We start from the raw sequence: 21613 nt of genomic DNA, 5'->3' as shown, positions 1-21613 counted from the left end.
CGATGCGACACCCGCGGCCGGTGGTCAACGGATGAGCAGCGTCGCCGGGCGCGCGGAGAAGGCGTGTTCGAGCACGAGACAGGCGGCGCCGACGACGGCGGCGTCGTCGCCGAGGGCGCTGCCGCGCACGTCGACCTCGTGCACCCGCCGGGCCTCGGTGGTGGCGGTGACGACGTCGCGCACGATCGGCAGGAACACCGGCGCGGTCCGCGACCACGCCGGCCCGCCGAGGACGACGGCGCCGACGTCAAGCGCGTTGCACAGGGTGACCGCGGCGCGGGCGATCCGCCCGGCGCTGCGGGCGAGGATGCCGTGCGCGACCGGGTCGTCGGCGGCCCGCGCGCAGAGCGTGCTGAACGCGGCGTCCACCCGGCGGTCGGTGGCGTCGTGCGGCAGCGGGTCGAGCACCCCGGCCGCGGCGGCCTCGGCCACCAGGGTGCGGGGCATGCCCGACGGGCCGACGCAGCCGGGCTGGCCGCACGGGCAGGGCGGCCCGTCCGGCGCCACCATGAGGTGCCCGATCTCGCCGGCGTTGTCGGTGCTGCCCGGCAGCAGCTCCCCGCCCACCACGAACCCGGCGCCGAGCCCGGTGCCCAGGTAGAGGAACACGAAGTCGGCCGGGTCGAGGTCGTGCCACAGCTCCCCGACCGCGGCTGCGGCGGTGTCCTTGTGCATCACCACCGGCAGCCCGGTCGCGTCCCGGACCAGGGACCGCAGCGCGACCCGGTCCCAGCCGGGCAGCAGCGGCGCACCGACCACGACGCCGGCGCCGGTGTCCACCGGGCCGGGCGTCGCGATGCCCACGCCGAGCACCCGGTCGGGCGGCACCCCCGCGGTCACCTCGGTCACCGCGGCCGCGACCGCGGTGACCAGCTCGTCCGGCGTCGTCGCCGACGCGGCGACGGTGCGGCGGGCGGCCACGACCGCCGCGGTGAGGTCGACCAGGACGACCGCGGTCACCGTCGGGTCGACGTGCACCCCGACGGCGTAGCTGCCCGCCGGGTCCAGCCGCAGCGACGCGGCCGGCCGGCCGCGCCCCTGCGACCCGACCGGTTCCCGCTCGTCGACCAGGCCGCGTTCGACCAGCCTGCGGACGATGTTGGTGATCGACTGTGCGGACAGCCCGGTGGCCGTGGACAGCTCCGCCCGGGACAGGTCGTGCCGGGCGCGCCGCAGCGCGTCCAGCACGACCGCCTGGTTGAAGTCGCCGATCCGGGGCAGGTTCGCGCCCCGGCGGGCCCGGGCCCCGGTCAGGTCAGGCCCCGACCCGCTCGACGATCAGCTCGCGGACCCGCTTGGCGTCGGCCTGGCCCTTCGTCGCCTTCATGACCGCACCGACGATCGCCCCGGCCGCCTGGACCTTGCCGCCACGGATCTTCTCCGCGACGTCGGGCTGCTCGGCCAGCGCCGCGTCGACGGCGGCGATCAGCGCGCCCTCGTCGGAGACGACCTTCAGCCCGCGGGCCGCGACGACCTCGTCCGGGCCGCCCTCGCCGTCGAGCACGCCGTCGACGACCTGGCGGGCGAGCTTGTTGGTCAGCTCCCCGGTGGCGACGAGCTCGATCACCCGGGCGACCTGCTCCGGCGTGATCGCGAGGTCGGCGAGCTCGACGGAGCGGGTGTTGGCCTGCTGGGCGAGGTAGGACACCCACCACGAGCGGGCCTCCTGCGACGGCGCACCCGCCGCGACGGTGGCCTCGACCAGCTCCAGCGCGCCGCCGTTGACCAGGTCGCGGATCTCCTCGTCGGAGATGCCCCACTCGGTCTGGATGCGCTTGCGGCGCTCCCACGGCAGCTCGGGCAGGGTGCCGCGCAGCTCCTCGACCCACTCGGCCGACGGCGCGATCGGGACCAGGTCGGGCTCCGGGAAGTACCGGTAGTCCTCCGAGGTCTCCTTGCGCCGCCCGGCGCGGGTGTGGCCGGTGGACTCGTCGAAGTGCCGGGTCTCCTGGACGATCTCGCCGCCGGCGTCGAGGACGCCCGCCTGCCGGCCCATCTCGTGCCGGACCGCACGCTCGACCGACCGCAGCGAGTTGACGTTCTTCGTCTCGGTGCGGGTGCCCAGCGCGCCGCCCTTCGGCGACAGCGACAGGTTCACGTCGGCACGCATCGAGCCCTGGTCCATCCGGACGTCGGAGACGCCCAGGGACTGGATCAGGTCGCGCAGCGCGGTGACGTAGGCGCGGGCCACCTCCGGGGCGCGGGCCCCGGTGTCCGGGATCATCTTCGTGACGATCTCGATCAGCGGGACGCCCGCCCGGTTGTAGTCGAGCAGCGAGTGGTCCGCGCCGTGGATGCGACCGTCGGAGCCGCCCACGTGCAGCGACTTGCCGGTGTCCTCCTCCATGTGCGCGCGCTCGATGCCGATCCGGACGACCTCGCCGTCGTCCAGGGTCAGGTCCAGGAACCCGTCGACGGCGATCGGCTCGTCGTACTGGGAGGTCTGGAAGTTCTTCGGCATGTCCGGGTAGAAGTAGTTCTTCCGGGCGAACCGGCCCCACGGCGCGATCGAGCAGTTCAGCGCCAGGCCGATCCGGATCGCCGACTCCACCGCGGCCCGGTTGACCACCGGCAGCGCGCCGGGCAGGCCCAGGCAGACCGGGCAGACCTGGGTGTTCGGCTCGGCGCCGAACTCCGTCGGGCAGCCGCAGAACATCTTGGTGTTCGTCGACAGCTCGACGTGCACCTCGATGCCCAGCACCGGGTCGTACCGGGCGACGACGTCGTCGAAGTCGACGAGCTCCACGGACGTGGTCATGCCCTCACCCCTGCAACCTCCGGGACACGGGCGATCAGCGGACCGCCCTCGTCGGCGTCGCGGGCGGCCTCGAACGCCGCCCCGACGCGGTACATGACGGCCTCGCCGAGCGCGGGGGCCATGATCTGCAGACCGGTCGGGAGCCCCTCGGAGATCCCGTTGGGCACCGACATGCCGGCCACCCCGGCCAGGTTGGTCGGGATGGTGGCCAGGTCGTTCAGGTACATGGCCAGCGGGTCGTCGACCTTGTCCCCGATCGGGAACGGCACGGTCGGCGCGGTCGGCGACACGAGCACGTCGGCCTGGGCGAAGGCCGCGTCGAAGTCCCGGCTGATCAGCGTGCGGACCTTCTGCGCCTGGCCGTAGTAGGCGTCGTAGTAGCCGCTGGACAGCGCGTAGGTGCCGAGCATGATCCGCCGCTTGACCTCGGGCCCGAAGCCCTGCTCGCGGGTGTTGGCCATGACCTCCTCCGCGGAGCGGCCCTCGGCCGCGCGCAGGCCGTAGCGCATGGCGTCGAACCGGGCGAGGTTCGACGACACCTCGCTCGGCAGGATCAGGTAGTACGCGGCCATGCCGTACTCGAAGTGCGGGCAGGAGACCTCGACGATCTCCGCGCCCAGCTTCTCCAGGCTGCGCAGCGACGCGTCGAACGCCGACCGGACGCCGGGCTGGTAGCCCTCGCCCCCCAGCTCGCGCACGACGCCGACCTTCAGCCCCGACAGGTCACCGGTCGCACCCTGGCGCGCGGCCTCGACCACGGCCGGGACCGGCCGGTCGATCGAGGTCGAGTCGCGCGGGTCGTGACCGCCGATGACCTCGTGCAGCAGCGCCGCGTCCAGCACGGTGCGCGCGCACGGCCCGCCCTGGTCCAGCGACGACGCGCAGGCGACCAGCCCGTAGCGGGAGACCTGGCCGTAGGTGGGCTTGACGCCGACGGTGCCGGTGAACGCGGCGGGCTGGCGGATCGAGCCACCGGTGTCGGTGCCGATCGCCAGCGGCGCCTCGAACGCGGCCAGCGCCGCCGCCGAACCGCCGCCGGAGCCGCCCGGCACCCGGGTGGTGTCCCACGGGTTGCGGGTGACGCCGTACGCGGAGTGCTCGGTGGACGAGCCCATCGCGAACTCGTCCATGTTGGTCTTGCCCAGGATCGTGATCCCGGCGGCGCGCAGGCGCGCGGTGACCGTCGCGTCGTAGGGCGGCTGCCAGCCCTCGAGGATCCGCGAGCCGCAGGTGGTGGGCATGTCCGAGGTGGTGAACACGTCCTTGAGCGCCAGCGGCACCCCGGCCAGCGGGGACTCCGGTGCCTCGCCCGCGGCGATCCGCTCGTCGACCAGCGCGGCGCTCGCCAGCGCGGACTCGGCGCCGACGTGCAGGAACGCGTGCACCTCGCCGTCGACGGCGGCGATCCGGTCGAGGTGGGCCTGCGCGGCCTCCACGGCGGAGACCTCACGGGAGTGGATCTTCTCGGCGAGCTCGGCGGCGGTCAGCCGGATCAGGTCGCTCACTGCTCCTCCCCCAGGATCCGCGGGACGCGGAAGCGCCCGTCCTCGGCGGCCGGGGCGCCGGCGAGCGCCTGCGCCTGGTCGAGGCCGGGGCGGCGCTCGTCCGGGCGGAAGACGTTCTCCAGCGGGACGGCGTGCGAGGTCGGCGGGATGTCGTCGGCGGCGACCTCCCCGACCCGGGCCACCGACCCGATGATCACGTCGAGCTGCGACGCGAAGGTGTCCAGCTCGGAGTCGGTGACGGCCAGGCGGGCCAGCCGGGCGAGGTGTGCGACCTCGTCCCGGGTGATGACCCCGCCCGTCCGCTCCGCGGAATCGGCGGTCATGCCCCTCCTCGGGATGGTGTCCGATGATGACGACGGCGGGTGGACGGTCGCGACGGTGCCGTGGCAGCGGCGACGACGGTGCGACCGCCGGTCCGGCTGCCGACACGACCCGGTCGCTCCCGCGCGCGCCGGTCTACCTGCCCGAGTCTATTCCCGCCGGTCCACCGGCCGATCGCCCCCCGGTGACCGGGCGCGCACAGCCCGCTGCGGGTGGCGGGTGACCGACGGGCCCGCGGGTGGCAGGATCATCGTTCCCGCCCGGAACCGCTCCCCGCCGCTCCGGTGCGGTGCACACGCGTGCCGACGAGGCGCCCGCTGTCGAGGGAGAGGATCCACTCCGTGTCGTTCCTGCTCCGGGTCGTCCTCCCGGACAAGCCCGGCAATCTCGGCGCCGTCGCCTCCGCCCTCGGCGGGGCCGGGGCGGACATCCTCAGCGTGGACGTCGTGGAGCGCGGCGACGGCCAGGCGGTCGACGACATCGCCGTCGAGCTGCCGACCAACCGGCCGCCGGACGTGCTCATCACCGCCGCCGAGTCGGTGCCCGGGGTGTCGGTGGAGTCGGTGCGCCCGCACACCGGGCAGCTGGACACCCACCGCGAGCTGGAGCTGCTCGACGAGATCGCCGGCGACCACGCCCACGGGCTCGACCTGCTCGCCGCCGAGGTGCCGCGGCTGTTCCGCGCCGGCTGGGCGCTGGTCGCGGTCAGCGAGCACGGCCGCTCCTACCGGATCGCGGAGAGCTCCGCGGCGCCCGAGACCCGGTCCGGGGACCTGCCCTGGCTGCCGCTGGACCGGGCGATCGCCCTCGACGAGAGCCACTGGGTCCCCGAGCCCTGGCGGGCGATGGACACCGAGCTGGCCGCCGCGCCGTTCGGGACCGGGGTGCCGCCGAAGACGCTGGTGGTCGGGCGGCCGGGCGGGCCGGTGTTCCGGCCGTCGGAGCTCGCGCGGCTGGCGCACCTCGCGGGGATCGTCGCGACGGTGCTGAAGGCCTGACCGCCGCTGCCGCCCGCCGTGACCGCGGCGGGCGGCCCGGTCAGACCCGGATCGACAGGGCGGTGCGGACGAGGTCGTCGTTGCCGGTCGCGAGCCAGCCGTCGGGGCGCACCAGGACGTCCTCGAAGCCGATCCGGGTGTCGATGTTGACCCGGGTCGCGTACTCCAGCACCGGCCAGGCGCCCTCCTCCTCGCCGTGCAGCAGCACGGGGACGGGGGGCTGACCGAGCGCGCGCAGGATCCGGATGCCCTCGGCGACGGCGGTCTCCGGGTCGATCACCGTCGACTCCGCGATCACCCGCCGAGTACCCGGGGGCAGCCCGTTCTGGCGGAGGGTGACGGCGTCGCCGCTGGTCCAGACGCCGAGCTCGACGGCGATGCCGACCGACCACGCGGCGTGGCAGACCTCGGTCCAGCCGAGCTCGTGCACGTTGACGCCGCACACGTCGGGCTTGCCGGAGCCGAGCCGGCCCCAGGACAGGACGGTCTCGACGCGGTCCTTCGGGTCGGGCTGGATCCAGCGCCCGGTCGGGACGCCGATCTCGATGCCCGGGGCCTCCTGGCGGATCAGCGACACGACGTCGCCGACCACGGCGGGCTCGATCGACTCGGCACCGCTGTCGTCGCGCGGGTGCACGTGCACCGAGGTGACGCCGAGCCGGGCGACGGCCCGGGCGTCGCGGGCGAGATGGCGGGCCAGGGTCGGCAGCGCCGGGTGCGCGTCCGCCGGTCGTGAGCCGTTGAGCGCCGCCTGCAACACCGTGTGTTCCCCGATCCGAGTGGTCGTCCTCCCGCCGGGAGGACCCCGCCGTGCAACCGAGAGTAGGCGGTGATCGACCGCGGCCCGCGGCCGGGCGCGGGCGCGCCCGGGGGACGTCGACGTCCGGCCGCCGGGCCGCGCCGGACGTCGAACACGCCCGGTGAGCGGTCGCTCACCGTCGGCGTGGCGCACGCCGAGTCGCCGGACGGGACGGACCGGCCGGGTGCCCGGACCGGCGGTCAGGCGTCGGCGGCCTGCTCGCGCGCCGCGTCGGGACCGCGGTCGAGCAGGACCGAGAACCCGGCCTCGTCCAGCACAGGCACCCCGAGCTCGACGGCCTTGTCGTACTTCGAGCCGGGTGCCTCCCCCGCGACGACGAACGCCGTCTTCTTCGACACCGACCCGGCCGCGCGCCCGCCGCGGGCCATGATCGCCTCCTTGGCCTCGTCGCGGGACCAGTTCTCCATCGAGCCGGTGATCACGATCGAGAGGCCCTCCAGGAAGCGGGGCACCGAGTCGTCGACCTCGTCCTCCATCGCGACGCCCGCCGCCCGCCACTTCTGCACGACCTCGCGGTGCCAGTCGACGGAGAACCAGTCCCGCACCGCCGCCGCGATGGTCGGGCCGACGCCGTCGACCCCGGCGATCGGGGCGAGCGCCTCGGCCACGGCCTTCGCCCGGGCGCGCGCGGCCGCCCGCTCCTGCTTCGCGGCCTCGACGGCCGCGGCGTCCGCCTCGTCGGCGTTCTCGTCGGCGTTCTCCGCGCCGTCCACGCCCTCGGCGCCGTCCGCGCCCGCGGCGTCGTCCACGGCTTGCGGGGAGTCCGCGGCCTGCGGGGAGTCCGCCGCCTTGGCGGTGGCCGCAGCCTCCGCCTCCGCGGTCTCGACGTCGCCGGCCGCCTCGGCGGCGGCGCCCTCGGCCGTCGGCGCCGCGGCCTCGGCCGCGGCGTCGTCCTCACCCGCCGTCCCGTCGGAGACGATCGCGACCCCGGCCGCCTCGGTGTCCATCTTCGCCTGCGCCGCGGCGCGTTCCAGGGCCTCCATCGAACCGAACTCACGGCCCAGCGCCTGCGCGGCGGTCGGCCCGACGTGGCGGATCGACAGTCCCACCAGCACCCGCCACAGCGGCCGGTCCTTCGCCGCCTCCAGGTTCGTGAGCAGCTTGCGGCCGTTGACCGTCAGTTCGCCCTTCTGGTTGCGGAACAGCTCGGTCCGCAGCAGGTCGTCCTCGGTCAGGGCGAACACGTCGCCCTCGTCGGTCAGCACGCCCGAGGTCAGCAGCGCCACGGCGGCCTCGTAGCCGAGCCCCTCGATGTCGAACGCGCCGCGGCCCGCGACGTGGAACAGCCGCTCCCGCAGCTGCGCCGGGCAGGAGCGGGCGTTCGGGCAGCGCCGGTCGACGTCGCCCGCCTTCTGCTGCACCAGCGCGGTGCCACACTCGGGACAGTGCGTCGGCATCACGAACTCGCGCTCGGAGCCGTCGCGCACGTCGGCCACCGGTCCCAGCACCTCGGGGATCACGTCGCCCGCCTTGCGGATGACCACCCGGTCGCCGATCAGCACGCCCTTGCGGCGCACCTCGTCGGCGTTGTGCAGGGTCGCCATCTCGACCGTGGACCCGGCGACCTTCACCGGCTCCATCACCGCGAACGGGGTGACCCGGCCGGTACGCCCGACGTTGACCCGGATGTCGAGCAGCCGCGTGGTGGCCTGCTCCGGCGGGTACTTGTAGGCGATCGCCCAGCGCGGGAACCGGGAGGTCGCGCCGAGCCTGCGCTGGAGCGCCACCTCGTCGACCTTCACGACCACGCCGTCGATCTCGTGCTCGACGTCGTGCCGGTGCTCGCCCCAGTGCTCGACGTACTCGATCACTCGTCCGATGCCCTGCAGCACGGTCGTGCGCGGGGAGACCGGGAGGCCCCAGGCGACCAGCGCGTCGTAGGCGTGGGACTGGGTGTCGGGGGTGAACCCCTCCCGCCTGCCCAGGCCGTGGCAGATCAGCCGCAGGTTGCGCGAGCCGGTGACCCGCGGGTCCTTCTGGCGCAGCGAGCCGGCCGCGGTGTTGCGGGGGTTCGCGAACGGCTCCTTGCCCGCCTCGACCAGCGAGGCGTTGAGCCGCTCGAAGTCCTCCAGCCGGAAGTAGACCTCGCCCCGGACCTCGACGAGCCCCGGCACCGGGAACTCGTCGGTGCCGGTGAGCTGCTCGGGCACCTCGGCGAGGGTGCGCATGTTGAGCGTGATGTCCTCGCCGGTGCGCCCGTCGCCGCGGGTCAGGGCGCGGGTGAGCCGCCCGTCGGTGTAGAGCAGGTTCACCGCGAGCCCGTCGATCTTGAGCTCGCACAGGTAGTGGAGGTCCTCGCCGACCTCCTTCGTCACCCGCTCCTGCCAGGTGCGCAGGTCGTCGGGCGAGAAGGCGTTGTCCAGCGACAGCATCCGCTCGAGGTGGTCGTACGCGGTGAAGTCGGTGGAGAACGTGCCGCCGACGCGCTGGCTCGGCGAGTCCGGCGTGACCAGCTCGGGGTGTGCCTCCTCCAGGGCGAGCAGCTCGTGCCACAGCTCGTCGAACTGGCCGTCGGAGACGACCGGCGCGTCCAGCACGTAGTACCGGAACTGGTGGTCGGCCACCTCGGCCGCCAGCTGCGCGTGGCGCTCGCGGGCCTGCGGGGCGTCGGACTGGGAACTCACGACGCGCAGGTTAGCGGCGACCCCCGACAGCCACCCGTCGCCGAGGGCTCCCGGACGGGTGGCGGGCCGGGTCCGGCGGCCCGGCGCGGCGGCCGCGGTGCCCCTACCGTGGTGGGGGTGGACCAGGCGGCCGTGGAACTCGCGCACCGGATGTTCGACCTCGCCCGCGAGGGCGCGGCGGAGCACCTGGGCGCCTACCTCGACGCCGGCGTCCCGGTCGGCCTGACCGATCCCAAGGGCGACACCCTGCTGATCCTCGCCGCCTACTACGGCCACGACGCCGTCGTCGCCGACCTGCTGGCCCGCGGCGCGGAGCCGGACCACACCAACGACCGCGGCCAGACCGCGCTCGCCGCCGCGCTGTTCGCCCGGTCGGCGCCGTCGGTGACCGCACTGCTCGCCGCGGGCGCCGACCCGCACCACGGCAGCCCGTCGGCGTGGGCGACCGTCGAGCACTTCGACCTGCCCGACATGCGGGCCCTGCTGGAAGCGGGGGCCTGAGCCGTGCTGCGGCTCGGGTTCCCGGTCGTCGGCGTCGCCGACCTCGACCGTGCCGCCGCGTTCTGGACCGCCGCGCTGCACCTGCGCGTCTCCGACGAGTGGTCGAGCCCGTCCTGGCGCACCCTGACCGGCCCCGGCGGCGACCGGGTGCTCGGCCTGATGCACAGCGCGTCGCCGCCCGAGCCGCGGCCCCGGCTCCACCTGGACCTCCTGGTCGACACCACCGGCGAGCAGGACGCCGAGGTGGCGCGGCTGAGATCGCTGGGCGCGACCCGGCCGGCCTGGGACGGCTACCCCGCCGAGCCCGACTTCGTCGTCCTCGCCGACCCCGACGGCAACGTGTTCTGCGTGGTCGACCTGAGCCGGGCGCCGTCGTCGGGGACTGTCGGTGGCGGCGCCTAGAATGCGGGTGTGAGCACCACCGAGAGCGACGCCCGGCAGCCCGGATCCGCCACCGACGCACGCGTCGTCGGCGAGACCGCCCGCCGGCGGACGTTCGCGGTGATCTCCCACCCCGACGCGGGCAAGTCGACGCTGACCGAGGCGCTGGCGCTGCACGCGGAGGTCATCGACTCCGCCGGTGCGGTGCACGGCAAGTCCGGCCGCAAGGGCGTCACCTCGGACTGGATGGAGATGGAGCGCGCCCGCGGCATCTCGGTGTCCTCGGCGGTGCTGCAGTTCGCCTACCGCGACTGCGTGATCAACCTGCTCGACACCCCCGGCCACGGTGACTTCTCCGAGGACACCTACCGGGTGCTCGCCGCCGTCGACGCCGCGGTGATGCTGCTCGACGCCGCGAAGGGCCTCGAGCCGCAGACCCTCAAGCTCTTCGACGTCTGCCGCTCGCGCGGCGTCCCGATCGTCACCTTCGTCAACAAGTGGGACCGGCCCGGCCGCGAGGCCCTGGAGCTGCTCGACGAGGTCGAGCAGACCATCGGACTGCGCCCGATGCCGCTGACCTGGCCGCTGGGCATCGCCGGCCAGTTCAAGGGGCTCATCGAGCGCACCACCGGCGAGTACACCGCATTCACCCGCGCCGCGGGCGGCGCGACCAAGGCCACCGCGCAGGTCGTCGACGCCGAGACGATCGCCGCGCAGGAGCCGGAGTACTGGCAGAACGCGCAGGACGAGCTGGGCCTGCTCGACGAGATCGGCGCCGGGTTCGACGAGGAGGGCTTCCGCTCCGGCAAGGCCACCCCGGTGCTGTTCGGGTCGGCGCTGTCGAACATCGGCGTCGCCCGGCTGCTCGACTCGCTGGTCGACCTGGCCCCGCCGCCCGCCCCCCGCCCAGACGTGAAGGGCGACGACCGCCCGCTCGAGGCGCCCACCTCCGGACTGATCTTCAAGGTCCAGGCCGGCATGGACAAGGCGCACCGCGACCGGATGGCGTTCCTGCGGATCTGCTCGGGCCGGTTCGAGCGCGGCATGGTGCTCACCCACGCCGCGACCGGAAAGCCCTTCGCCACCAAGTACGCCCAGTCGGTGTTCGGCGCCGAGCGCAGGACCGTCGAGGAGGCCTTCCCCGGCGACATCGTCGGCCTGGTCAACGCCACCGCCCTGCGCCCCGGCGACACCCTCTTCGCCGCCGACCCGGTCGAGTTCCCCTCGATCCCGGCGTTCGCCCCCGAGCACTTCGCGGTGATCCGCGCGAAGGACGCGGGCAAGTACAAGCAGTTCCGCAAGGGGATCGAGCAGCTCGGCAACGAGGCGGTCATCCAGATCCTGCGCTCGGACCTGCGCGGTGACCAGGCGCCGGTGCTGGCGGCGGTCGGGCCACTGCAGTTCGACGTCGTCACCACGCGCCTGGAGACCGAGTTCAACGCCCCGGTCACCCTCGACCGGCTGCCGTACCAGATCGCGCGCCTGGTCGACGCCGAGGCGGTCGAGAAGCTGGCCGGGCAGTCCGAGTGCGAGGTCCTGCGCCGCGACGCCGACGGCGAGCACCTCGCGCTGTTCACCAACAAGTGGCGGATGGACATCATCCAGCGCAAGTTCCCGGACATGCGGTTCGAGGCCATGCCCGCCGGGTCCTCGATCTCCTGATCCGCTGAACACCGTCGCCGCGATCGGCGCCGCGCTGCTGTCGGCGCTGCTCTTCGCGCTCGCCGCCGTCGCCCAGCAGACCTCGGCGGCGGCGGACCCGCACGACCGGGGGCTGCGGATGCTGGCGCGGCTGGTCCGCGACCCGCGCTGGCTGGCCGGGTCGCTGGGTGACACGGCGGCGTTCGCGATGCAGGCCGTCGCGCTCGGGTTCGGGTCGCTGCTGCTGGTGCAGCCGATCATCGTGACCCAGCTGGTGTTCGCGCTGCCGCTGGCCGCGCGCTGGGCCGGGCGACGACCGTCGCGCGCCGAGCTGACCTGGGCGACGGTGTTGGTCGTGGCGCTGGTGCTGTTCGTGACCGTCGGTGAGCCGACCGCGGGGGTGGACCGGGCCGGGCTCGCGGCGTGGGCGCCGACGGGGTCGGTGCTGCTGGTGCTGTTCGCCGCCTGTCTGCTCGCGGCCCGGGTGACGACCGGGACGCCGCGGGCGCTGCTGCTCGCCGCCGCGACCGGTATCGCCTACGGCGTCGTCGCGGCGCTCACCCTCGGCGTGGTGGACACGCTGTCCGACGGGCTGGTCGCGCTGCTGACCTCGTGGGAGACGTGGGTGCTGGTCGTCGCCGTCGTCGGGGGGACGCTGCTGCAGCAGTCCGCCTTCCAGGCCGGCGCGCTGGGGGCGTCGCTGCCGGCGGTGGTCGTCGGGGAGCCGGTCGTGGCGGCCGTGGTCGGTGTGACCGTGCTGGACGAGCGGCTCGACACCGGCGGGGCCGGGTGGCTGCTCGTCGGTGTGCTGGTGGTGGTGCTGGTGGTCGCCACGATCGCGCTGGCCCGGGCGTCGGCGCGGACCGGCAACCGGGTCTGAGCCGCTCAGCCGGTCTCGAGCCCCGCGAGAAGCGCACGCAGCAGGTCGTCGAAAGCGACGCGGTCCGCCGGGCCGAGGGCGGCGAGCATGTCCCGCTCGTTCGCCACGTGCTCGGTGACCAGGCGGTCCACCAGGTCCCGCCCGCCGTCGGTGAGCGTGACCAGGATGCTGCGCCGGTTCTCCGGGTCGAGCCGTCGCTCGACGTGGCCGAGGTCGTCGAGGCGGTCGAGGCGGTGCGTCATCGCGGCCGGGGACAGCATCAGGGTCCGGCTGAGCTGCGACGGGGTCAGCGTGTACGGCGTTCCGGCCCGCCGCAGTGCGGCGAGCACGTCGAACTCGCCGGTGCGCAGGCCGTGCCCGGCGAACACCCGCTCGACGCGTGGCGCGGCGAGCGCCGCGATGCGGCCGAGCCGCCCGATCGTCGCCATCGCGGCCAGGCCGTCGCCGTCCAGGTCCGGGCGCTCCCGGCGCCACTGGTCCACCAGGTCGTCGACGGCGTCGTGATCGGGCACCGGCCGATGGTAGGTCGACGTCGAAAACACTGGAGCTTAATATTTCGATATCGTACTGTTCATGGCATGAATAATCTCACCATCGCCGCCGAGACCATCGTCGACGCCCCGGCCGCCGAGACCTGGGCCGTTCTCGCCGACTACGCCCGCGACGTGCAGTGGCGCACGGGAGTGCGGCGGATGACCCCCACCCCCGAGGGCCCGGTCCGCGCGGGCACGACGACCCACGAGGTGCTGCGCACGGCCGGTCGCACCACGCGCAACGACGGCCTGGTCACCGAGGTCGTCGCCGGGCGCCGGTTCGCGTGGCGCACGACGGCGGGCGTCGACGCCGACGGGACGCGCGAGGTCGTCCCCCTCGGCGGCGACGCCTGCCGGGTCCGGCTGACGCTGCGGGTCCGGCCACCCGGCGTGCTGCGCCTGGTGCCGGGGCCGCTGCGGTGGATGCTCGCCCGCACCCTCCGGTCCGATCTCGCCCGGCTGCGCGTGCTCGTCGAGCCGGGCGGGACCGACCCGGAGCAGACGGACGGCGCCGACCTGACCGGGAGCGGGTTCACCGGCCCGGAGGGTCGCGACGACCGGCGCGACGGCCCTGGACTGCTCGGCCTGCTCCGCTGACCGGTACGGGTCAGGAGGCGAGGACGAAGAACTCCAGGGCGTTGCCGTCCGGGTCCTTGAAGGACAGCGCGAGCCCGTAGTCGGCCTCGACGATCCCGTCGTGGGCGATGCCGACGGAGTCGAGGTGGTCACGCCACTGCTCGATCTCGCCGCGGTCGGCGACACCGAACCCGACGTGGTCCATACCCGGCCGGTTCGGCGCGAACGTGTCGCCGGTGTCGACCGAGTCGTGCCGGGTCAGGCCGAGCAGCTGGCCCGACGGGAGCGCGAACACACGCCGGTGGAACGGGCCGTCCGACAGGGTCATCGCCGGCTCGGCGCCGATCAGCTTCGTGTACCAGGGCTCGCTGGCGTCCAGGTCGGTGACCGACAGGGCGAGGTGGTGGATGGCGGGGAACTCGGGCACGGGACGACCTCCGGATCGCATGGCGGGACGTGCATGTCCGGGGTTCCCGTTCCGCCCGATGATCAATCGTGCACTACCGGTCTACGTCGCGGCCGGGCGGGCGGGGTGCGGCAGGTCAGCCCGCGGCGTCGGCGGGGTCGCCGAAGCGGGTGTCGAGCGGCCAGGCCCCGGCGGGCAGCCGGTGCAGCCGGGCGTAGTGCTCGGCGATGTCGTCCGGGTCGTAGGCGGTGCCCGGCGCGACCGGGCCGCACACGGTGACGGTCGCCGACCGCACGCCCCGCGGGCCGAACTCGGCATCGAGCAGCTCGGCCAGCGCACGCAGCCCGGCCTTGCCCAGCGACAGGCTCGTCAGCTGCGGCAGCGGGTGCGGCATGCCGGCCGTCATCAGGTAGCTGCCGCCGTCGCCGTCGGCCATCGCTGGGAGCAGGGCCGCGGCGGTGGTCACCGCGCCGCCGACGTTGACCGCGTACGTGTGGAGCAGCGTCGCCGCGTCGAGCCCGGTGACGGTGTCGGTGCGGATCACTCCGGCGTTGTAGACGACGACCTCGGGCACCCCGAGCCGCGCGACCAGCTCGTCGAGCGCGGCGCGCAGTGCTGCCTCGTCGGCGACGTCGGCGGTGACACCGACCGCGCCGTCGGACAGGTCCGTGAGCAGGGCGTCCACGGTGGGCGACGAGCGGGCGAGCACCCCGACCGGATGCCCGGACCCGGCGAAGCGGCGGGCGACCGAGCGGCCGATGCCCGGCCCCGCGCCGACGACGAACACGGCGGCCATCAGTCGGGCAGTTCCGAGGCGGACCGCATCTCGGTCACCGCGACCGCGTTCATGTCGCCCCGCTGCGCACCGAGCTCCTGGTAGGCGCGACGGCGGAGCCGGTTGACCGATCCCAGCGGGCGGTGCGCGGCGAGTCCGTGCCACGGCCGGAACGCGAGCCGGTCGTCGGCGAACACCCGGCGTTGCGGCGAGTACGCGTGCTGCGGCCGGAACCTCAGCGTCGCGACGGTGACGTAGGGCGACAGGTCCTGCGGCCAGTCGACCGCGGCGTCCTCCACGGGCATCGCGTCGGCGTCGGTGCGCAGCTGCACCCGGACGTCGAACACGGTGTCGCGGGTGGAGGTCCACTCCTCGACCAGGCTCTGGAGCACGCCGCGGGAGTCGTCGTCGCCGATCTCACGGGACGCGAGACCCTCCTGCTCCGGCGTGCCCGGGTACAGACCGATCTTGGCGACGTAGTCGCCGTGGCGGAACACGCCCTGGGTGTAGTACGCGTGCGCCAGCGGGTGGATGTTCGCGAGCCGACCGAAGGCGCCGAGCTCATGGGCGTCGGGTCGCTGTGCGACCTCCTCGTCGATCTTCTCGGGCTCGGAGAAGTGTCGCTCGCGGATCTCGGTGATCTCCATGAACTTCTTCGCCGTGCCCGGTGGCAGCACGGGCAGGGTGTTGAACAGCAGGTCGTGCACCCGGTGGTCCGGGTCGGACGGGTGCAGGGTCTCGCCCCGGACGTCGAAGACCTTGAGGGAGAACCCGCGCGCGTTGGGCTGCCGGTCGTCGTCGAGCTGGCCGGTCTCGGTCGCGATCCGGGCGACGGCGTCGTACTCGCCGGGGGTCGCGAACAGGCCCTGGGCCAGCTCGGCCGGCAGGTCGCGGTGTACCTGCAGGGTCCCGCGGAGCACGCCGTGGCTCTTGGCGTGCGTCGCGCGGTACCCGTGGCGGTGCAGGTCGAAGGTCATCGCGTTGGTGCGGAGCAGGGAGTCGATGCAGCGCCGGATGTGCTCGTCCTCGTCCGGCTGGAGCTGTTCGACGGCGTCGGTGTAGGGGATCGGTGGCACACCACCGATATACCCGGGATCAGGTCGTCCATCCCCCCGACACCGGCACGATCTGCCCGGCCATGAAGTCGCTGGCCGCCGACGCCAGCGCCAGCGCGAGCTCTGCGGCCTCGCGCCCCTCCCCGAGGCGCCCGGCCGGGATCTGTGCCTCGAACGACCCGCGGACCTCGTCGTCGTCGAGCATCTCGTCGGTGTAGTACATGTTGTTGCGCACGTGCGCCGGGCCCAGCCCGTTCACCTGCACGTTGAAGGGCGCGGCCTCGGCTCCGACGACCTGCAGGAACGCGTTCTGAGCGCCGCGCGCAGCGGAGTAGACGGCCAGCCCCGGGATGGCCCGCAGCGGGGTCGCGCTCGTCGCGGCGACGATCTTGCCCGACCGTCGCGCGGTCATCGCGGGCAGCGCCGCCCGCACGATCCGCAGCAGCGGCCAGACGAGCTCGTCGAGGTAGTCCTGGAACTCGGCGTCGGTGAACTCGCGGACGTCGCCGATCATGTCGGTGACGGGCATCCGGGCGGGCGGTCCGGCGAAGTTGGCGACGAGCACGTCGATCTCACCGGCGTCGGCGACGACGCGGGGCGCCACGTCCGGGCCGGTCGTGTAGTCGGTGGTGTCGGCGACGACGTCCGCGCCCTCGGCGCGGAACAGCTCCACCACCGGGGGTCCGATGTAGCGGTCGGCGTGGGTGACGAGCACCCGCTTGCCCTCGAGGCGTCCGGTCATGATCCTGATCGTCCCGTTCGTGACGGGGTGCCGCATCTTTAGCGGTCGCGCCGCCAGCGGGCCGGTCCGTCGTCGTAGAGGTCCCCGCCGTGCAGGTCGTCGACCACGAGCACCGGGAAGTCGCGGACCTCCAGCCGCCGGACCGCCTCGGTCCCCAGGTCGTCGTAGGCGATCACCTCGGCCGCGGTGACGCACTGCGACAGCAGCGCCGCGGTCCCCTCGACCGCTCCGAAGTAGACGCAACCGTGCTCGCGCATCGAGGCCTTCACCTCGGCCGAGCGCCGTCCCTTGCCGATCATGCCGCGCAGACCCCGCTCGATCAGCAGCGGTGAGTACGGGTCGCAGCGCGACGCCGTCGTCGGTCCTGCGGAGCCGATCGGGTGGCCGGGGCGGGCCGGGGTGGGGCCGACGAAGTAGATCGTGGCGCCGTCGACGTCGACCGGGAGCGGCTCCCCCGCCCGGATCGCCTCGGCGAACCGGGCGTGCGCGGCGTCGCGCGCGGTCAGCATCTCGCCGGTGAGCAGCACGGAGTCCCCGGCCCGCAGGTCGCCGAGCACGTCGTGGTCCAGCGGCAGGTCGAGGTGCTTCACAGGGTCACCTCCCGGACGCGGTGCGAGTGGCAGTCGAGGTTGATCGCGACCGGGAACGCCGCGATGTGCGTCGGGTACGCCTCGATGTGCACCGACAGCGCGGTCACCGTGCCGCCGAAGCCGGCCGGGCCGATCCCGGTGGCGTTGACGGCGTCGAGGATCTCCCGTTCCAGGTCGGCGATCGCCGGATCCGGCGACGGCGACCCGGTCGGGTCGCGGGTCAGCGCCCGCTTGGCGAGGACCGCGGCCCGGTCGAACGTGCCGCCCATGCCGATCCCGATCGTCACCGGAGGCGACGCCGACGGTCCGGCCCGCTCGACCGTCTCGACCACGAAGTCGGTCATGCCGCCGACGCCCGCGGCCGGCGTGAGCATCCGCAGCGCGCTCATGTTGTCGCAGCCCGCGCCCTTGACCAGCAGGGTCAGCCGGACGCCGTCGCCCTCGACGAGGTCGTAGTGCACCATCGCCGGGGTGTTGTCACCGGTGTTGGTGCGGTCCACCGGCGACCGGACCAGCGAGGCGCGCAGGTACCCCTCGCGGTAGCCCTCGGCGACGCCGCGGTCGATCGCCGCCGCCAGCGAACCCCCGGAGAAGTGCACGTCCTGCCCAATCTCCAGGAAGCAGACCGCGTAGCCGGTGTCCTGACAGAACGCGATGCGCTCGCGCGCGGACACCTCGGCGTTGGCGAGCAGCCGGTCGAGCACCTCGCGCCCGGTCGGGGACTCCTCGACGTCCCGCGCGCGGCGCAGCGCGGCCAGGTGGTCCCCGCGCAGCTCGTGGTTGGCCTCGACGCACAGGCGTCGCACGGTGTCGGCCACGACGCCGACGTCGATGTCCCGCATCCCGCCATGATCGGGCCGGTCGGCCGGCCCCGCAGGTCAGGGCGTGTGGCAGACGTCCGGCGCACAGGCCGGTGTGGTGTCGGTGCCGTCGAGCGGGGCGGGCCCCGGCCCGGTGACGGCGAGGATCACGAACGCGGCCAGCCAGATCAGCCCGCCGGCCAGCCCGGCCACCGACAGTCCTGCGGCGGAGATCGCGGTGCGGGACCGGCCCGGGCAGGCGCGGACCGCGCCCAGCGTGCCGAGCACCAGACCGCCGACGGTCAGGACCACCCCGGCGGAGGCGAGTGCGAGACCGGCGACGGTCAGCGGCGACACCGCGGACAGCGCGATCGCGACGGCGACGAACACCGAGCCCAGCGCGCCCAGCACGAGCGCGGACGACCCGAGGCCACCCCGCGGGGTGGTCGGGTGTCGGGTGTCGGACCGGTCTCGGAGCACGGCACCAGAATCGGGGTCGGACGGCCCCGCCGCTGTCAGAGCACGACAGATCCTCAGTTCTGGGTACGCGGCGGCGGCCCCGGAACCGTCCTACGGTGGCCGCATGACCTCCACCGCCGAGAAGGCCACGAAGCTGCAGGAGCTGCACGCCGCGTCCGAGCTGCTGCTCGTCGTCAACGTCTGGGACGCGATCACCGCGAAGGTCGTCGCCGAGACGCCGGGCACGAAGGCCCTGGCCACCGCCAGCCACGGCATCGCCGCCTCCCGCGGCTACGAGGACGGCGAGAACATCCCGCGCGACCTCATGATCGCCGAGGTCGGGCTGATCGCGAAGGTCGCGGGCGACCTGCCGGTCACCGCGGACCTGGAGGCCGGCTACGGCGACCCGGGCGGCACCGTGGCCCGCGCGATCGACGTCGGCATCGTCGGGGCGAACCTGGAGGACCAGGTCAAGCCGCTCGCCGACGCCGTGAAGGCGGTCGAGGCGGCCGTCGCCGCGGCGGAGTCGGCGGGCGTGGACTTCGTGCTGAACGCCCGGACCGACGCGTTCCTCAAGGCGGGCGACAAGGACCCCGAGGCCGTACTGGCCGACGCGATCGAGCGCGGGAAGGCCTATCTCGACGCCGGCGCGTCGAACTTCTTCGTGCCCGGCAAGCTCGACGAGACCCAGGTCGGACGCCTGGTCGAGGCGCTCGGCGAGCGCAAGGTCAACCTGATCGGCATCCCCGGCTCGATTCCGCTGAAGCGCGCGCAGGAGCTGGGCGTCGCCCGGGTGTCGTACGGGCCGTGGAGCCAGAACGTCGCGCTGACCGCGCTGGAGGACCTCGCCACCGACGTCTACGCCGGCGGGGGCCTGCCCGAGGGCACCCGCAAGCTGAACTGAGCGGCGACCGGGCCGGCGCCACGCTGCGCCGGCCCGGCCCCCGGTCTCACATGTCCGGCGCGTCCGCGTTGGACGGCGTCGTCGTCTGCGCGACGAGCGCGTCCCAGTTGCGCAGGATGTACTCGCCCGTGCGCTGGGACAGCGCGCCGATGGTGCTGGTCGGGTTGACCGCAGCCCCCGTGGTGAGGGTGCTGCCGTCGCAGACGAACAGGTTCGGCACGTCCCAGGTCTGGCACCACTTGTTGAGCACCGAGTCGCCGGGGTTGTTGCCCATCCGGCAGGTGCCCATGAGGTGCCAGGCCGGCGGCGGGTAGAGCACCCCGGTGTCGTTGGTCTCGACCGCCCCGACCGCCCGTGTGGCCTCGAAGATCTTGTCGATCCCGTACTTCGCGAGCGCGATGTCGTTGGCATGCAGCTCGTAGTTCACATGCGCGGCCGGCAGGCCCGAGCTGTCGGTCACGTCGTGGTTCAGCGTCACCGTGTTCGTCTCCACCGGCAGGTCCTCGCCGAACATGAAGACCATCAGGTGGTTGGCGAAGTGCCCGTCGAAGAACTCGCGGTGCCTGTCCCCCCACGGCGCGGTGTAACCGGTGTGCGTGCCCATCGCGGCGTAGGCCGGCCCGAAGCTGCGCGCCACCTGCATCCCGAACCCGTTGACGAATCCCCTGCTCACGTCCGTGTGGTAGAACTCGTGGCTGTACAGGGGCGCACCGAAACTGCCCTTGTAACCCTCGATCGGTTCGTCGAACCACGAGTCGCAGAACGCGAACACGTGGTGCATCAGGTACTTGCCGACGATCCCGTTGGAGTTCGCCAGCCCGTCCGGGTGCCCCTTCTGCGCGCTCTGCAGCAGCAGCCGCGGCGACCCGATCCCGTTGGCCGCCAGCACCACGATCTTCGCCCGGATCTCGTGCCGGTCGCCGGTGCTGCGGTCGATGTAGGTCGCCCCGGTGGCCTTCCCGTTCGCGGCGTTGATCTGCTCGACGCGGGCCATCGTGCGCAGGTCCGCGCCGTGCCGGATCGCGTAGGGCCAGTGCGCGTTGGCCGGGGTGGACAGCGACCCGGTCGGCGAGCCGGACAGCTCGTTGCCCATAGCCTGGTCGGCCTGCCGGTTCTCCCGGTCCCGCGTGATGATCGCGTTGTCCGACGGCCACCAGTGCCAGCCCAGGTCGCGCGAGGCCTTCGCGTACTTGAGCCCGAGCTTGCCGGGCAGCACCTCCGGGTCACGGACGGCCTGCTTGCGGTCCGGGTAGGACGGGTCACCGATGCGGCCGGAGATGCCGTAGATCTCGTCGTTCTCGTCGTAGAACGGGGCGAGGTCCTCGTAGCTGATCGGCCAGTCGATCGTGCCCTCGAGCCCGTGCTCGGTGCCCTTGCGGAAGTCGACCGGCTTGTAGCGCGGCCAGTGGCCGGCGTAGTGCATGGTCGAGCCGCCGACGTTGTTCATCATGTACGGCGTCGTGACGCCGGTGACCGGGTAGTCCTCGGGCAGCTGGCGCACGTTCGGGTCGTAGGCCCAGCCGCGCTGCTTCTCCAGCTCCCACTCGTCGTGGTAGTGCGGGTGGTCGCTCGGGGTGACCCACGGCCCCTGCTCCAGGCAGGTCACCTTCACCCCGGCCTTCGCGAGCTTGAGCGCGATCCCGGCACCGCCCGGGCCGGCCCCGATGATCAGGACGTCCGTCTCCTCGTATGCGGGCATGACGTACTCCTCACTTGGTCCAGGACAGCTGGGACAGGTCGACGCGCACGACGTCGTCGGTCTCGAGGTAGGAGCCGGTCTCCTGGGCCTGCGTGAGCAGCTCCTCGTCCCAGGGCTCGGTGGTCTGCAGGTAGCCGTAGGGCAGCGGCGGGCCGTGGTAGTCGCGCCCCGCCGGCAGGTTCCGGTTGATCGCGAGGGTGACGACGGGCCGGGAGTAGTAGCCGTAGTAGACGAGCGCGCGCAGCTGTTCGAACAGCGGGTCCTCGGCCTTCTCCAGCGCTTCGACCGCCTGCGTGCGGGCGGCGGTGTCACCGTCCACGAAGGACCGGCCGAGGCGGTCGAGACCGGCCTTGACGTCGTCCTCCTCGGCGAACGGGAAGTGCTTGTTCTTGTAGCCCGACGGCGTGACGTAGCGACCGACGAAGGTCACCAGGTCGACCTCGCTCGCGGTCGGCCACCGCGGGTCCGGCGGGATCATGGTGTCGGCGACGGCGTTGATGACGGCCGCCTGCTCGTCGCTGAACCGGACCGGGTGCAGCAGGCCGCCGATCCGCGGGCGGCCGGTCTCGAAGAAGCCGCCGGCCTCCCCCGGGTTCGCGGTCTCCGCAGGCGCTCCGAAGGGTGCGGGTGCGTCGTTCATCGTGG

23 protein-coding genes are annotated in these 21613 nt (G+C 73.6%); 7 read left to right on the top strand and 16 right to left on the bottom strand.

From position 1 onward, the window contains the following. Positions 1-24: 24 nt before the first annotated feature. From KPL57_RS02075 to gatC, 4 genes are all read right to left on the bottom strand, one after another. Entirely contained in the window at positions 25-1188 is a 1164-nt protein-coding gene (locus tag KPL57_RS02075; RefSeq protein ID WP_226350190.1) for an ROK family transcriptional regulator, read from the bottom strand. Positions 1189-1255: 67 nt separating this feature from the next. Further along, positions 1256-2758: an Asp-tRNA(Asn)/Glu-tRNA(Gln) amidotransferase subunit GatB gene (gene gatB / locus KPL57_RS02070; protein ID WP_226350189.1), complete on the bottom strand. Its 1503-nt coding sequence runs from the start codon at positions 2756-2758 to the stop codon at positions 1256-1258. Beyond that, complete coding sequence (gene gatA, locus KPL57_RS02065; protein WP_226350188.1) at positions 2755-4263, bottom strand: Asp-tRNA(Asn)/Glu-tRNA(Gln) amidotransferase subunit GatA; 1509 nt, start codon at positions 4261-4263, stop codon at positions 2755-2757. The genes gatB and gatA overlap by 4 nt, the downstream gene beginning before the upstream one ends. After that, entirely contained in the window at positions 4260-4586 is a 327-nt protein-coding gene (gatC, locus tag KPL57_RS02060) for an Asp-tRNA(Asn)/Glu-tRNA(Gln) amidotransferase subunit GatC (protein ID WP_226350187.1), read from the bottom strand. Before gatC ends, gatA begins: the two co-directional genes overlap by 4 nt. A gap of 339 nt (positions 4587-4925) precedes the next feature. Here gatC and KPL57_RS02055 point away from each other — a divergent pair, with 339 nt between their 5' ends. Then, complete coding sequence (locus KPL57_RS02055) at positions 4926-5582, top strand: amino acid-binding protein (RefSeq protein WP_073578441.1); 657 nt, start codon at positions 4926-4928, stop codon at positions 5580-5582. Between the two features lie 40 nt (positions 5583-5622). Here KPL57_RS02055 and KPL57_RS02050 read toward each other — a convergent pair whose 3' ends face one another. Together KPL57_RS02050 and ligA are read right to left on the bottom strand one after the other, a co-directional pair. Then, the gene (locus KPL57_RS02050) at positions 5623-6342 is read right to left on the bottom strand and encodes a 3-keto-5-aminohexanoate cleavage protein (RefSeq protein WP_062397181.1); all 720 of its coding nucleotides are present in this window, start codon (positions 6340-6342) and stop codon (positions 5623-5625) included. A gap of 239 nt (positions 6343-6581) precedes the next feature. Next, positions 6582-9035: an NAD-dependent DNA ligase LigA gene (ligA, locus tag KPL57_RS02045; protein WP_264197652.1), complete on the bottom strand. Its 2454-nt coding sequence runs from the start codon at positions 9033-9035 to the stop codon at positions 6582-6584. Between the two features lie 108 nt (positions 9036-9143). Between ligA and KPL57_RS02040 the strand changes: the two genes are divergently transcribed. From KPL57_RS02040 to KPL57_RS02025, 4 genes are read left to right on the top strand one after another with little or no spacing between them, the layout of a single operon-like run. Beyond that, positions 9144-9527, top strand: coding sequence for an ankyrin repeat domain-containing protein (locus KPL57_RS02040; protein WP_226350185.1), 384 nt, complete (start codon positions 9144-9146; stop codon positions 9525-9527). 3 nt (positions 9528-9530) lie between these two features. Next, positions 9531-9929 carry a VOC family protein gene (locus KPL57_RS02035; protein WP_226350184.1) on the top strand — a complete coding sequence of 133 codons (399 nt, stop codon included), beginning with the start codon at positions 9531-9533 and terminating at the stop codon, positions 9927-9929. Between the two features lie 9 nt (positions 9930-9938). After that, positions 9939-11570, top strand: coding sequence for a peptide chain release factor 3 (locus tag KPL57_RS02030; protein WP_226350183.1), 1632 nt, complete (start codon positions 9939-9941; stop codon positions 11568-11570). 4 nt (positions 11571-11574) lie between these two features. Further along, the gene (locus KPL57_RS02025; protein WP_226350633.1) at positions 11575-12429 is read left to right on the top strand and encodes a DMT family transporter; all 855 of its coding nucleotides are present in this window, start codon (positions 11575-11577) and stop codon (positions 12427-12429) included. A 5-nt stretch (positions 12430-12434) separates the two neighbouring features. Here the strand turns inward: KPL57_RS02025 and KPL57_RS02020 are convergent, their stop codons facing one another. Next, positions 12435-12941 (bottom strand): MarR family winged helix-turn-helix transcriptional regulator, encoded by a 507-nt coding sequence (locus KPL57_RS02020; protein WP_226350182.1) that lies wholly within the window; start codon positions 12939-12941, stop codon positions 12435-12437. Between the two features lie 66 nt (positions 12942-13007). Between KPL57_RS02020 and KPL57_RS02015 the strand changes: the two genes are divergently transcribed. Continuing rightward, positions 13008-13559 (top strand): SRPBCC family protein, encoded by a 552-nt coding sequence (locus KPL57_RS02015; RefSeq protein WP_226350181.1) that lies wholly within the window; start codon positions 13008-13010, stop codon positions 13557-13559. 10 nt (positions 13560-13569) lie between these two features. Here KPL57_RS02015 and KPL57_RS02010 read toward each other — a convergent pair whose 3' ends face one another. From KPL57_RS02010 to KPL57_RS01980, 7 genes are all read right to left on the bottom strand, one after another. Next, a complete protein-coding gene (locus KPL57_RS02010; RefSeq protein WP_226350180.1) occupies positions 13570-13965 on the bottom strand; it encodes a VOC family protein in 396 nt (131 codons plus the stop codon). A gap of 115 nt (positions 13966-14080) precedes the next feature. Next, positions 14081-14740, bottom strand: a complete 660-nt coding sequence (locus tag KPL57_RS02005; protein WP_226350179.1) for an SDR family oxidoreductase — start codon at positions 14738-14740, stop codon at positions 14081-14083. Then, positions 14740-15795, bottom strand: coding sequence for a catalase family protein (locus KPL57_RS02000; protein WP_226350178.1), 1056 nt, complete (start codon positions 15793-15795; stop codon positions 14740-14742). Before KPL57_RS02000 ends, KPL57_RS02005 begins: the two co-directional genes overlap by 1 nt. A gap of 19 nt (positions 15796-15814) precedes the next feature. Continuing rightward, a complete protein-coding gene (locus KPL57_RS01995) occupies positions 15815-16516 on the bottom strand; it encodes an SDR family NAD(P)-dependent oxidoreductase (protein ID WP_226350177.1) in 702 nt (233 codons plus the stop codon). A 38-nt stretch (positions 16517-16554) separates the two neighbouring features. Next, on the bottom strand, positions 16555-17106 hold the full coding sequence (locus tag KPL57_RS01990) for a FumA C-terminus/TtdB family hydratase beta subunit (RefSeq protein WP_226350176.1): 552 nt from the start codon (positions 17104-17106) through the stop codon (positions 16555-16557). Beyond that, positions 17103-17948 carry a fumarate hydratase gene (locus tag KPL57_RS01985; RefSeq protein ID WP_226350175.1) on the bottom strand — a complete coding sequence of 282 codons (846 nt, stop codon included), beginning with the start codon at positions 17946-17948 and terminating at the stop codon, positions 17103-17105. Before KPL57_RS01985 ends, KPL57_RS01990 begins: the two co-directional genes overlap by 4 nt. Positions 17949-17984: 36 nt before the next feature. Further along, a complete protein-coding gene (locus KPL57_RS01980; RefSeq protein ID WP_226350174.1) occupies positions 17985-18386 on the bottom strand; it encodes a hypothetical protein in 402 nt (133 codons plus the stop codon). Positions 18387-18489: 103 nt separating this feature from the next. Between KPL57_RS01980 and KPL57_RS01975 the strand changes: the two genes are divergently transcribed. After that, positions 18490-19269 carry an isocitrate lyase/phosphoenolpyruvate mutase family protein gene (locus KPL57_RS01975; RefSeq protein WP_226350173.1) on the top strand — a complete coding sequence of 260 codons (780 nt, stop codon included), beginning with the start codon at positions 18490-18492 and terminating at the stop codon, positions 19267-19269. 46 nt (positions 19270-19315) lie between these two features. Here KPL57_RS01975 and KPL57_RS01970 read toward each other — a convergent pair whose 3' ends face one another. Continuing rightward, a complete protein-coding gene (locus tag KPL57_RS01970; protein WP_226350172.1) occupies positions 19316-20968 on the bottom strand; it encodes a GMC family oxidoreductase in 1653 nt (550 codons plus the stop codon). A 10-nt stretch (positions 20969-20978) separates the two neighbouring features. After that, the gene (locus KPL57_RS01965) at positions 20979-21608 is read right to left on the bottom strand and encodes a gluconate 2-dehydrogenase subunit 3 family protein (RefSeq protein ID WP_226350171.1); all 630 of its coding nucleotides are present in this window, start codon (positions 21606-21608) and stop codon (positions 20979-20981) included. Positions 21609-21613: the final 5 nt, after the last annotated feature.

The sequence above is a fragment of the Pseudonocardia sp. ICBG601 genome (assembly GCF_020496245.1).
The sequence above is the reverse complement of the archived record's forward strand: the minus strand, read 5'-3'. Positions and strand labels throughout refer to the sequence as shown.

Bases quoted from the DNA above. Each gene is read 5' to 3' on its own strand.
- gatB (WP_226350189.1), bottom strand. From the start codon at position 2,758: ATGACCACGTCCGTGGAGCTCGTCGACTTCGACGACGTCGTCGCCCGG.
- gatC (WP_226350187.1), bottom strand. From the start codon at position 4,586: ATGACCGCCGATTCCGCGGAGCGGACGGGCGGGGTCATCACCCGGGAC.
- KPL57_RS02015 (WP_226350181.1), top strand. From the start codon at position 13,008: ATGAATAATCTCACCATCGCCGCCGAGACCATCGTCGACGCCCCGGCC.
- KPL57_RS02005 (WP_226350179.1), bottom strand. From the start codon at position 14,740: ATGGCCGCCGTGTTCGTCGTCGGCGCGGGGCCGGGCATCGGCCGCTCG.
- KPL57_RS01995 (WP_226350177.1), bottom strand. From the start codon at position 16,516: ATGACCGGACGCCTCGAGGGCAAGCGGGTGCTCGTCACCCACGCCGAC.
- KPL57_RS01985 (WP_226350175.1), bottom strand. From the start codon at position 17,948: ATGCGGGACATCGACGTCGGCGTCGTGGCCGACACCGTGCGACGCCTG.
- KPL57_RS01975 (WP_226350173.1), top strand. From the start codon at position 18,490: ATGACCTCCACCGCCGAGAAGGCCACGAAGCTGCAGGAGCTGCACGCC.
- KPL57_RS01970 (WP_226350172.1), bottom strand. From the start codon at position 20,968: ATGCCCGCATACGAGGAGACGGACGTCCTGATCATCGGGGCCGGCCCG.
- KPL57_RS01965 (WP_226350171.1), bottom strand. From the start codon at position 21,608: ATGAACGACGCACCCGCACCCTTCGGAGCGCCTGCGGAGACCGCGAAC.